Consider the following 12347-nt stretch of genomic DNA (forward strand, 5'->3'; position numbering starts at 1 on the left):
GAATGAGGGAATGAGTAACGAGAAAAAAAGCAAAGTGAACGGCAACAGCAAAAATGAACAGCTTGAAGAGTATCGTGTAGATGACAGCGGGAAACATCTGACGACCAATCAAGGGTTGAAGGTATCAGAGGACGAGTTTTCGCTAAAAGCGGGCGAGCGCGGTCCCACATTGATGGAAGATTTCCATTTCCGTGAGAAGATGACACATTTCGACCATGAGCGTATCCCCGAGCGGATCGTCCATGCAAGGGGATTCGCAGCCCACGGTGAATTCGAAGTCTATGAATCTATGAAAGAATATACGAAAGCTGGATTTTTACAGGATCCTTCCAAGAAAACCCCTGTATTCGTCCGGTTTTCAACGGTGGCAGGAAACAGGGGGTCCGCCGAGACGGTCAGGGATGCCCGCGGATTCGCGACCAAATTCTATACGGAAGAAGGGAACTATGATTTGGTGGGGAATAATATTCCCGTTTTCTTCATCCAGGATGCGATCAAGTTCCCGGATCTGGTACATGCGATCAAGCCGGAACCACACAATGAGATGCCCCAGGCAGCAACAGCACATGATACATTCTGGGACTTCATCGCCAATAACCAGGAATCAGCCCATATGGTCATGTGGGCCATGTCCGACCGTGCGATACCGCGAAGCTTCCGCATGATGGAAGGATTCGGGGTTCACACTTTCCGGTTTGTGAATGAAGAAGGCAAAGCCCACTTCGTTAAATTCCATTGGAAACCGGTCCTTGGGACTCACTCCCTTGTCTGGGACGAAGCGCAAAAAATCAACGGTAAGGATCCGGACTTCCACCGCCGCGACCTGCATGAGTCGATCGAGAATGGAGACTACCCGGAATATGAGCTCGGCGTGCAGCTGATCAAGGAGGAAGACGAATTCAATTTCGACTTCGATGTACTGGATCCGACAAAGCTTTGGCCGGAAGAAGAAGTACCGGTTAAAATCATCGGGAAGATGACGTTGAACAGAAATGTGGATAATGTATTCGCAGAGACGGAACAGGCAGCTTTCCACCCTGGATCAGTCGTGCCTGGCATTGATTTTTCAAATGATCCTTTACTCCAGGGCCGCCTGTTCTCTTATACAGATACACAGCTTATCCGTCTTGGCGGACCGAACTTCCATGAGCTGCCGATCAACCGTCCTGTCTGTCCGTTCCATAATAATCAGCGTGACGGGTATTCCCGCCATACAATCAATAAAGGCCAGGTGAGCTACCATAAGAATTCCCTTGCTCAAAACACCCCGGCACCAGCAAGTGAAGAGGAAGGCGGCTATACCCATTACCAGGAAAAGGTGGAAGGCCGCAAAGTCCGTACAAGAAGTGAAAGCTTCAAAGATCATTTCTCCCAGGCCGCCATGTTCTGGAACAGCATGAGTGAAGCCGAGAAAGAACACATCATAGACGCCTTCAGCTTTGAACTCGGTAAAGTCATGAGCAAATCCGTCCAGCAGCAGGTAGTCGATATGTTCGCAAATGTGAGTCTTGAGATGGCAAAAGGATTTGCGGAAGCAATCGGGGCCAAGGTTCCAGAGGGTCCGGGCTCCACAGTGACAAAATCTTCTCCTGCTTTAAGTCAGGAGAATACGGTCAAGAGACCTCATACACGAAAAGTTGGAGTCATTGTCAAGAGCGGCTTCAGCGGCAGGGAAGTCAAAAGCGTGCTTAAAGAATTGAAAGAAGAAGGCCTTCAGCCGGAAATCATCAGCAGCAAACTTGGTATGCTGAAAAGCGGTGAAGGGGAAGAGCTGGAAGTGGATCATACGTTCTTGACATGTGATTCCGTTCTGTTTGACAGTATCTATGTTGTCGGCGGAAAAGAGCTTGATAAGAAGTTCAAACAGGATACTTCTTATTTTGTAAAAGAAGCCTTTGTACACTTCAAACCTATTGGTGCAACCCATGAAGGGGTCTCCTTATTGAAAGACATCGGGATCGGACAATGTGCAGGTGTTGTGACAGCTGAGAAAATAGACACATTTACATCCGATTTCATTGAAGCGATTGCAGCCCATCGTCACTGGAACCGAGAAATCGTCTGAATAAGAGGAATCTGAAATAAAGGCTGAGACAAAAGTGTTTTGTATAAGTGAAACCCGGACTGCTTTGCATTTTAGTTAGCAAAGCAGCCCGGGTTTTTTATTTGTTTAATTTTTTTGTTCTTTCCAGCGGTTGATGGGGGTGCAAGACGCAGAATTCTAAAAGAAATGACCTAAAGGGGCCACCCGAGGAAAGCGAAGTCTTGCACGGAAATCAAAAGCGGGTTTAGAACCTAAACTACCACTAGCCTCTTAATTCCCCGTTGAATTTATTTCAATGCCACCCTATCAATCCATTCACCCATTTTGCTAGATACTAGTTATCTATAACAAACACTTCCATATGGACAACCATAGTATATTAAAGAAATGAACAAGGAGGTGGATATTCATGCCAAAAGGTCCAGCTCATCATGCTGCTGCAGAGGAATTTGATTACTTTAAGCTTCTTCTTGTCTTGTTAGTAGTGGCCTTCCTGATCACATTAGGTGTTGCTCCGATCGCTGCATTAATTATCGGGATTGCTTTACTGATTATTTTAGTTATCAGCGCATTATTTTAAGAACAGGTGAAAGACGATGGAAAGCGGTTATAACAACCGCTTTCTATAAACTATCCATAATAATAGAAAGGAGGACCATATACATGGATAACAAAAATATGTTAGATGAGCTCTACAAACTTTTTCAGGAACAAGTCAAGAAAGAAGACGGGCAATTACCTATCGAGTCGGTTCTTGAAATGATGACTTCCGCGATTAAAGAGAATGAACTGAATAAAGAGATAAAGGGTCATTCCGATTCTCTAAAAACTCACCTTGAATCCATCATGCCGGAAAACCTTAAGGGAATGGAGCCACTGAAAGATAAAGCGGCAGCATTCTTGAAGGCGGATGCACTCAACACAGATACCCTTCAGCAACTGATGAATGGGATTCTAAACAATGATGTTTTTAAGCAGCAGCTCAGCCAATTGACGACTGGTAAAGAACTTGACGCGAAGTCGCTGATGAATGGCTTCAGTTCTATGCTTCAGGGGAATGGGGGAGCAGGGAATATCATCCCGATGAACCTATTGAACCTTGTCCAGGGCATGGATCTTATGAAACTGATTGATGGAGCAGCATCACGACGTAAAAATAAATCAAAAAATAATCAGGTTCAAAGCAATGACAGTAGAGAAGATTGTAAAAATGAAAACAACAAATCCAAAAATAACTCGTACAAAGTTGACTACGAATATGACGAATGTGATTTGTGGTATTAACAGGGGGGAAGCTGGCGAATTTCTAGCCAGCTTTTATATTTTTACATATAAGGGGTTAGAGTTTTAGCTAAAAATTTCCATAAGCAAAAACCTTGAAAGTCAAAAAAGGTCAAATTATAATGTAGTCATAAGGTCAAAGAAAGTCAAAGTCAAACAATGATCTCTTGACCTTCAACAAATTATTTAAACAAATGGTTACTATATAAAAACGAATTCAATAGGAGGTAATACTGTATGAAATGTCAGGTATGTCATCAGAACCAGGCAACAGTGGAAGTGTACAAAAGAGTCAACAACCATAAGACAAGAATGCAGATGTGTACGGAATGCTTCCAACAACAATCTAAAATGCCATCAGGATTAAATGGCGGTTTCCCGTTTGATGAATTGTTCAAAGGCATGAGTATGGGTGGAGCCCAGCCGCACGCATCCGGATCAAATCACCAGGAGCTTAAAACGGAAACTGGGGGCAATGGCGGCGGTATTCTTGATCAATTTGGCCGCAACGTAACCCATGCTGCCAGGGCGGGTCTGATCGATCCTGTTATCGGAAGGGATAAAGAGGTAGAGCGAGTCATTGAAATCCTGAACAGACGTAATAAGAACAACCCTGTACTCATCGGTGAACCGGGTGTCGGTAAAACTGCAATCGCGGAAAGGACTGGCACTGAAAATCGTTGATGGGGAGGTACCGTCCAAGCTGTTGAACAAAGAAGTGTATGTGATGGACGTAGCTTCATTGACCGCCGGTACCGGTGTCCGCGGGTCGTTTGAAGAAAGATTGAAATCCATCATCAGCGAGCTTCAAAACCGCAAGAATGTCATGTTATTCATCGACGAAATTCATCAGCTGGTCGGAGCAGGATCTGCCGAAGGTTCCATGGATGCAGGCAATATTTTAAAACCTGCACTTGCACGTGGTGAACTGCAGGTGATCGGGGCGACCACACTTAAGGAATATCGCCAAATCGAAAAGGACGCGGCTCTTGAACGCCGTTTCCAGCCGGTAATGGTGAATGAACCGACTCCCGAGCAGTCCATTGACATCTTAAAGGGGCTGCGCAGTAAGTATGAGGAGTATCATGGTGTCACTTTTACAGATGAAACCATCGAGGCATGCGTGAAATTGTCTCACCGTTATATCCAGGATCGTTTCCTTCCGGATAAAGCGATCGACTTGATGGACGAAGCGGGTGCGAAAATGAACCTTCAGTCAGAAGGGAAAGATACATCTGCACTTCATCAGAAATTGAATGAAATCCATGCAATGAAAGAGCAGGCTACCAAAGAAGAGCGTTACGAAGAAGCAGCAAAACTGCGTGACCAGGAACAAGAAATTGAAAAGCAGCTTGAGAACGGCGGTGTCAAGGGAAGAACTGAAGTAGGACCTGAGCTGATCCAGTCAATCATTGAAGCGAAGACGGGCATTCCGGTCGGCAAACTTCAAAGTGATGACAAGAAACGAATGAAAGAGCTTGAAATGAACCTTTCAAATAAAGTGATTGGGCAGGCAGAGGCGGTGAAAAAGGTGGCGAAAGCGATCCGACGCAGCCGGGCAGGCTTGAAGGCGAAACACCGCCCAATCGGTACATTCTTATTCGTGGGACCGACTGGCGTCGGTAAGACCGAATTGACGAAGACGCTGGCTGAGGAACTATTCGGTTCCAAAGACAGCATGCTCCGCCTGGACATGAGTGAATATATGGAGAAACATTCCGTATCCAAACTGATCGGTTCACCTCCGGGCTATGTAGGTCATGAAGAATCCGGGCAATTGACTGAAAAAGTAAGAAGGAACCCTTACTCAATCATTCTGCTGGACGAAATCGAGAAGGCTCATCCCGATGTTCAGCATATGTTCCTGCAAATCCTTGAAGACGGCCGTTTGACAGACAGCCAGGGAAGAACCGTAAGCTTCAAAGATACAGTCATCATCATGACAAGTAATGCAGGTGTGACGAATGTCAAGGAAGCAGTCGTAGGGTTTGCCACCGGGGGCACGGATGCCGTGAAGGAAACGAACATCCTTCAATCACTTGGTTCTTACTTCAAGCCGGAATTCTTGAATCGTTTTGATAGTATCATTGAATTCCAGTCACTTCATAAAGAAGAGCTTCTTCAAATACTTGATTTGATGCTTGAAGATCTTCAACAAGAATTGAATGATCAAAACATTACGGTCAGCTTTGAAAAAGAGGCAAAAGATAAGCTTGTTGAACTTGGCTATCACCCTGAATTCGGTGCCCGTCCGTTGCGCCGGGTAATCCAGGAAAGGGTAGAGGACAAAATCGCCGATCTGCTTCTGGAGGAAGAAGAAGTGAAACAAGTGACAGTGACTCTTGAAAATGATGAAATCACTGTTAAGTAATTCTACTATTAAAAAAGCGTGATCCCTTTTCAAAGGGATCACGCTTTTTATTATCAGCTTGCAGAAAAGTGCTTGTTATTTAGATTCGACAGCAGCAAGCACCTTGTCGATCGCCTGTGCTACTCCGTGATCTGTATTGATGCCTGTGACCCAGTCGGCAGCTTCCTTCACTGCTTCCTGTGCATTTCCCATTGCCACTCCAAAACCTGATTCCCGGATCATGGCTATATCATTCATACTGTCACCAACCGCCATGACTTCTTCCATGGACAAGTCCAGCCGTTCACATACCTTTACAAGTGCAGCCGCTTTGTTCACGCCAGCTGGATTGATTTCAATATTCGTCGGACTGGAATTGGTAATTTCGAGTGCTTCATTTTTCAACAATTCGTCCATCACCACTTTACGCACTTCATCGTCCTGGATATCGAAGCCGAACTTCAACCAATTATAAGCATCTATTTCCTGATCGAAAGGGTTTTGGGTATTGAATATGCCCTGTGTGGTCGATGACCAGAAGTATACATCATGTTTTTCCTTTAATGCCCACAGTGCTTTTACAAGTTTGGTATCCAGATGGGTACTGTCCACCAGATTATATCCATGATCGTAAATTTCGCCGCCATTCACCGTTATTAAATAAGATGAACGGCCAAGCTGGTCGGAAATATCCCTGCAGTTACGAAGAGAACGCCCTGTACTCAATACCACATGGATTCCCTTTTCTTTTGCCCTCTGGATGGCTTTTTCATTTTCCGGGGAAACCTCGCCCTCATGATTCACAAGCGTCCCGTCCATATCAAGCGCAATCAATTTAATTGTCATTACTTTCACGTCCTCTCAAATTTGCTACTGTTTAGTTTAATATAAAAGTATAGATTAGTGTAGGAAAGAGACTTTATCTGCATCTTTCTTTCATCCTCTATTACTATTGCATATAATCAGGAAGACTAAACATATCAATTGTGAAGGAGTAAAAATCATTTGGAACGTTTCACAGAAAAAGCGATAGACATCATAAAATCCATTCCTTCCGGGAAAGTCATGACCTACGGGCAGATAGCCGCATACGCCGGAAGTCCAAGAGGAGCCAGGCAAGTGGTAAGAATCCTCCATTCAATGAGCAGCAAACATGATCTCCCCTGGCACAGGGTCATCAACAGCAAAGGGGAAATCGGTTTCAAAGAAAAAGGACAATATAATTACCAACAACACCTCCTTCAATCAGAAGGTGTACTTTTAAATGATAAAGGTAAAGTAGATTTGGGACGATATCGACATCACCTGTTATGATGCCGGATGAATAGTAAGAGGTCATTAAGTGAGTTTAGTGAGATAAGAATATATAAGTCAAATTCAGCTTTTGAATGGAGTGCAAGACGAAGACTCCTTCGGGAGAAGTGGCCAATTCTTCTTATGCCACCCGCCTCTGAGCGAAGTCCCACCGCCCGCGGAAAGCGAAGTTTTGCACGGAATTAAATAGCGGCAATGTATGGAACCAAATAAGTAGAGAAGTCAAAAAGAGCTTGTCTATTTAAGATTGCCTAAAAACATAACCAAAATCTGTGTGGGTCAATTTTTTGGTGGTCTCGTTCATATCAGAAGGCTCACGGGTCACCCCCTGATAGCATAGTCTTGCACGGAAACCAAAAGCGGGATTAGAGTAAAATTTAAATAAAACGTGAAAACTCATACGGTAATACGGTATAATTTACCTATACAAAAAATGTGAGGAAAGATCCAGATATGATTAGTGATCTAGTAATAAATATTTCGCTCCTAATGTCGTTCACTTTTGTGTGGCATCAGCTGTTCAGGAAAAACAGGCTGACCATGAGTTCACCATTCTACATAAAAATAGTCGATGGTATACTGGCAGGTTTACTTGGTGTTATCCTTATGCACTACAGCATCGGTGTCAATAATATCACGATCCTTGATCTCAGGCACATCCCGGTCATCCTGGTAGCGTTTTATGGAGGATTCCTGCCGACGATCATTTCAGCTGTTGTCATCATAACGGGCCGTTTTCTGATCGACGTCAACTTCTCGTCTTATGTTGCGCTCTATATGATGCTTACCATTGCAGGTGGAGCAGGCTTGATCGTGAGGTATATGAAAGGAGGGCCCTGGAAAAGGTGGACCGCTCTGCTCCTGTACAGTCAATTGATTTTCTCTGCTGCGCTTTATATCGTCGTTGAAGATTACAGCACCGTGCTTGATTATGCCTTGTTTCACATTGTCAGTACACTCATCGGGGGGTATCTGACACTGTATTTCGTTGATTATATTAGAAAAACGAGCGAACGCTATTATCAATATAAAGAAAATGCCCAGCGGGATGCGCTTACTGGCCTCTATAATGTCCGTTCGTTTGACACCCATTATAACCGTATTGTCAAAGAAGCGATCGAGGAAAATGAAACATGCGCAATATGCCTGATTGATGTTGATCATTTCAAGCAGATCAATGATACTTATGGTCATCAGGCGGGTGACGAAGTATTAAAACAACTTGCGGAATTATTGAGCAGATTGACAAGATCGGGAGACATTTTATCCCGGAATGGTGGAGAGGAATTTTCGCTTCTCCTTCCTAAATGTACGGTTGAAGATGCAAAAGAAATTGCCGGCAGGGTAAGGGAAGCGGTATTTAAACAAGGGTTTCTTCTGCCGGATCAGGGGAAACTCCAATTGTCTGTCTCCATAGGGGTTTCAGCGTTCAATCCTGTGGAAGAGAAAGAAGAGTCCCTTTTTCAAGATGCTGATGAAGCCCTCTACAAAGCCAAACAAAATGGCAGAAATATCGTATGTACGAGCTGGGAATGCTCGTACAGATAAAAAAAGCGTTACTTCACATCAAGAGAAGTAACGCTTTTTAGCGATTCAACTGCGATTTTTAATTTTCTTCAACCACTTTTTCTGTTTTATACCGGTAATGAGATAACCTGCCAGCCCAATTGCTGAAACTGCTGTGCCTCCTTGCCAAAGGATTTCTGTATCTGCTTGAAAGCCATAGCTGAAAAAGATCATTCCTGTGACAAAGAGGATAAAAGCATGCTTCTTTTGATTTTCGTAAAGTGTAAATCGGAAATTCTTTATCTGCTGATCATCCTTTTGTATAATCAATCGATCGGGAATTTCAATCAGTTGACGAACTTTATGGATTCCCTGGAATAAAGGTTGGGATCCTATCCATTTAAGGAGCAGGTCCCATTTACTGCGGTCAGTGGATTTTACCCATTTAAGAAAAGCGGGCTTCATGATATCGAGTGTTTCTTTTTCAGGGCAGAGGGTATAAACAAGCCCTTCCACCGTGGCAAACGAGCGGCCTAGGAAAATGAAGCGGGTCGGGACCTGTATGGGCAGGGTCTTCATCATATCGTTCATCTCTTTTTTTACAGAAATCAGATCCATCTGTTTGAATTGTTCCATGTCGATCGATACAAATTCCTCCAGCATTCTTTCAATGCTCTTAAGGTCTGCTTCCGGTAATAAGAACCCTAATTGCGAAAGGGCTTCTGCTGCTTTATGGTAGTCTTTCAACAAGATTCCTTCGAGCAGTTGTTGAAAATGAACAGAGTCGCGTTTCGTGATTTCACCGACCATTCCGAAGTCCAATAAAACAAAGGTCCCATCAGGCTGAATCAATATGTTCCCTGCATGAGGGTCTGCATGGAATGTACCGGCCTCAAGCCATTGTGGAAGGAAGAGCTGGAATAAACGCTGACCTAGTTTTTCGCCTTCCAGACCGTAACCTGAAATCCGGGCAGTGTCGTTAAGACGCACACCCTCCACCCATTCCATGACCAGTACTTTATCTGTACACAGTTCTGGATAGACATTCGGGATTTTAACACCCGGATGTTCACTGAATCTTTGTCTGAAGTTAATAGCCGTGTTCATTTCTTTATAGAAATCAAGCTCTTGTTCGATAACCTGTTTCAGTTCTATATAGAGCATCTTAAAATTGATAAATCCTTTTGGGATCGGTGCAAAGTGTCTCACAAACCACAGAATGATGGAAAGCGACCTGAAGTCGGTCTTGACCAGTGCAGGAATTTCAGGACGCTGAACTTTAACTGCCACCGGTGTCCCATCTGTAAGGCACGCTTTATACACTTCCCCTATTGATGCTGAAGCTACTGCGCTCTTATCGATCGTATCCAGTTTCGTTTTGGCAGGAGACTTCCACTCCGTTTCCAGTACCTTTTCTATTTCTTCCCATGGAGAAGGCGGGACATGGTCCACCAGATCTTTAATCTGATCAATAAAGCTTTTTGGCAGCAAGTCTTCTCGTATACTCATCAGCTGACCTACCTTGATCAGCACCCCGTTCAGTTCAAACAACGTTGATTTGAACTCATGCCCGATCCTTTCCCACAATCTGTCTTTCTCTGCTTCCGATTTTCCCCTCAGCTCATACCAATACGTCCTGAAGACAATCGAAACAGCAAGCGAAATGATTTTCCACATTCTCCAAAGCTTATTATGTGATTTCATGTCCCATCCTCCATACGAAATCTTCCGTTATCATTCAATATCCAAGTCTATTCTATTTACTCTTACAATAACTGAAATGAAAAGAAAGAGGAAGGTAATATGTGGTAAAATTCAGATAGTACTACTATCTATTTGCGTTAGTTGGCAGGGAGAGGATGGAGTTGAACAGATGTTTATTAAAGTCTATGAATATCATATCCAGCCGGATAAAGAAACAGAGTACTTGGAAATTCAAGAAAAGGCGGGGGAAATCTACAGCCGCCATATAGACTCCCATTCACTTCACCTTAAAAGCAGGGAGGACCCTTCGAAGTGGATGGAGATTACCCGCTATAGAAACGAAGAAGAGTATGAGAGCAGCATTCAGTTAATCAATCAAGATGAAGAAATCCAAGCCTTATTTAAACAATTTCAGGCTCTGCTTGTTTTTGAAAAAAATGAGATCAGGGAGGAGAACTTCCATATAGTGAAAGAGAGGGGCGAGGAAGTGAGTGTAGAAACGAATCACGAACAAAGAGATGCCAAATTAATCAGCGAACGGGACAAAATCAAGGAATCTATAAAAAAAGACCTGATAAATGATAAACATATACTCGCCTTTTTCTACGGCGGATCAATGGCAAGAGGCAATCACGATCGTTATTCCGATCTTGATTTACGGATTGTAGTTAACGATGAAATGTATGAAGAATACAGAAAGAACAAAAAGGCAAGGGCAGAGCGATGGGGAGATGTCTTATTTTACGAGGATTTTCCATGGGCGATGCACACGGTAGCACACTATAATAACTTTGTGAAGGTGGATGCTTTTTACTATAAGCAAGAAGATTTGAGGCCTTCCCTCTATCTAAAAGAAGAAACACAGATAGAATATGATCCAAATGGAACCGTCACTGCAGTCAGTGAACAATCAAGAGACCTTTATTATGAACCTTCGCTGATAGAATTCGAGGTGTGGAGAAGTAAATTCTTTGCCCATATGCATGAAGTCTACAGGAGGGTGATGAGGGGAGAACTTTATTATGCCTTGCACTCATTGGATATGATGAGGTGGTCGGTGGCCGCCGGATGGGATATGACAAGCGGCAGACAGCCGAATGCCCCGGGGGATTGGTCTAAGTATGAAGGGGAAAGGTCTCCCTTTGATCAGAGGGAGCAGGAACTTCTGGCAGGCTGGAACGCCGGAAGGGATCCAGAGGGAATTCTTGAAGTGATGAAGAATATCGCGATTGAATTCAAGGATGTACATAGCCGCCTCTCTGCATTGCTTGGATTAGATGAGCAGGCAGAGTGGGTGGAAGAGATTGTGAATATGGTAGTGTAAGCTTAACTTGAATTCAGGATCAGTTTTACTATAGAAGAAGGACTTTTCAAAAGCATGATGTTCAAATTTTGAAAAGTCCCATCACCTTTAGGTGAGAATTTTGACAGCTTTATGAACTGTACCAATGTCTATTGCAAGCAGGAGGTGGAAGGAGTATATTATAAGTGTAAAGTAAATGTGAAAAATTTCACAAACAAACCGCAATATCAGCTGATTGAATGAATTATTTTTTACTTATATTTGTGAAATATTTCACAATAAAACACAAGGAGATGAACCATCATGAAATGGTGGCATAATGAAAAAGTTAGTGTTGTATGGACAGTGTTCAGGATTTGGCTTGGTATTAAATGGCTTGAAGCAGGGTGGCATAAGATACAGGATGGATTTGACGCAAGCGGCTTCCTGCAGGGGGCGATTGCCAAGGCTGCAGGAGAAAATCCGGCGGTGCAGGGCTGGTATGCAGAGTTTCTAAAAGAATTTGCTGTACCGAATGTTGAATTATTCAATATTCTTATCCCTTGGGGAGAAGTCCTTGCAGGTTTAGGTTTGATTACCGGACTGATGACAATTCCTGCATTGGTCGCAGCGGCATTCATGAATCTGAACTTCCTTATGGCTGGCACAGTGAGCACGAATCCGATTCTACTGACTGTTGCAGTAATCCTTCTCTTTACCGGAAAAGGAGCATATTACTGGGGCGCAGATCATTGGGTGATGCCTTATTTGAAACAGAACCTCTTTCATAAAAAAGGCGGCCATCCTAAAAAAGCAATCGTCGTTTAAATAAAACGGAAAAAGCCACCCGGATTTGATTCCGGGCG

9 protein-coding genes and 1 pseudogene are annotated in these 12347 nt (G+C 43.6%); 8 read left to right on the forward strand and 2 right to left on the reverse strand.

All coding sequences use genetic code 11. The annotated features are described in order from the left end of the window. Window positions 1–10: 10 nt before the first annotated feature. From ACKA06_RS16745 to ACKA06_RS16760, 4 genes and pseudogenes are all read left to right on the forward strand, one after another. A complete protein-coding gene (locus tag ACKA06_RS16745) occupies window positions 11–2065 on the forward strand; it encodes a catalase (RefSeq protein ID WP_058296997.1) in 2055 nt (684 codons plus the stop codon). Between the two features lie 388 nt (window positions 2066–2453). After that, window positions 2454–2624 carry a hypothetical protein gene (locus ACKA06_RS16750; protein WP_156416127.1) on the forward strand — a complete coding sequence of 57 codons (171 nt, stop codon included), beginning with the start codon at window positions 2454–2456 and terminating at the stop codon, window positions 2622–2624. A gap of 83 nt (window positions 2625–2707) precedes the next feature. Beyond that, window positions 2708–3328 (forward strand): hypothetical protein, encoded by a 621-nt coding sequence (locus tag ACKA06_RS16755; protein WP_411160221.1) that lies wholly within the window; start codon window positions 2708–2710, stop codon window positions 3326–3328. 234 nt (window positions 3329–3562) lie between these two features. Further along, window positions 3563–5696 (forward strand): annotated as a pseudogene (locus ACKA06_RS16760) (AAA family ATPase). Between the two features lie 75 nt (window positions 5697–5771). Here ACKA06_RS16760 and ACKA06_RS16765 read toward each other — a convergent pair. Then, entirely contained in the window at window positions 5772–6521 is a 750-nt protein-coding gene (locus ACKA06_RS16765; RefSeq protein WP_032086291.1) for a Cof-type HAD-IIB family hydrolase, read from the reverse strand. 219 nt (window positions 6522–6740) lie between these two features. Between ACKA06_RS16765 and ACKA06_RS16770 the strand changes: the two genes are divergently transcribed. Beyond that, on the forward strand, window positions 6741–6989 hold the full coding sequence (locus ACKA06_RS16770) for an MGMT family protein (protein WP_052011374.1): 249 nt from the start codon (window positions 6741–6743) through the stop codon (window positions 6987–6989). 453 nt (window positions 6990–7442) lie between these two features. Beyond that, entirely contained in the window at window positions 7443–8537 is a 1095-nt protein-coding gene (locus tag ACKA06_RS16775; RefSeq protein WP_411160222.1) for a diguanylate cyclase, read from the forward strand. A gap of 45 nt (window positions 8538–8582) precedes the next feature. On the opposite strand, the gene ACKA06_RS16780 is transcribed toward ACKA06_RS16775, so the two are convergent. Beyond that, window positions 8583–10199 carry an ABC1 kinase family protein gene (locus tag ACKA06_RS16780; RefSeq protein WP_411160223.1) on the reverse strand — a complete coding sequence of 539 codons (1617 nt, stop codon included), beginning with the start codon at window positions 10197–10199 and terminating at the stop codon, window positions 8583–8585. A gap of 169 nt (window positions 10200–10368) precedes the next feature. Between ACKA06_RS16780 and ACKA06_RS16785 the strand changes: the two genes are divergently transcribed. Continuing rightward, a complete protein-coding gene (locus tag ACKA06_RS16785) occupies window positions 10369–11523 on the forward strand; it encodes a nucleotidyltransferase domain-containing protein (RefSeq protein ID WP_411160224.1) in 1155 nt (384 codons plus the stop codon). A gap of 282 nt (window positions 11524–11805) precedes the next feature. Next, the gene (locus ACKA06_RS16790) at window positions 11806–12309 is read left to right on the forward strand and encodes a DoxX family protein (protein ID WP_032086295.1); all 504 of its coding nucleotides are present in this window, start codon (window positions 11806–11808) and stop codon (window positions 12307–12309) included. Window positions 12310–12347: the final 38 nt, after the last annotated feature.

The sequence above is a fragment of the Rossellomorea oryzaecorticis genome (assembly GCF_045897515.1).
Lineage (GTDB): Bacteria > Bacillota > Bacilli > Bacillales > Bacillaceae_B > Rossellomorea > Rossellomorea enclensis.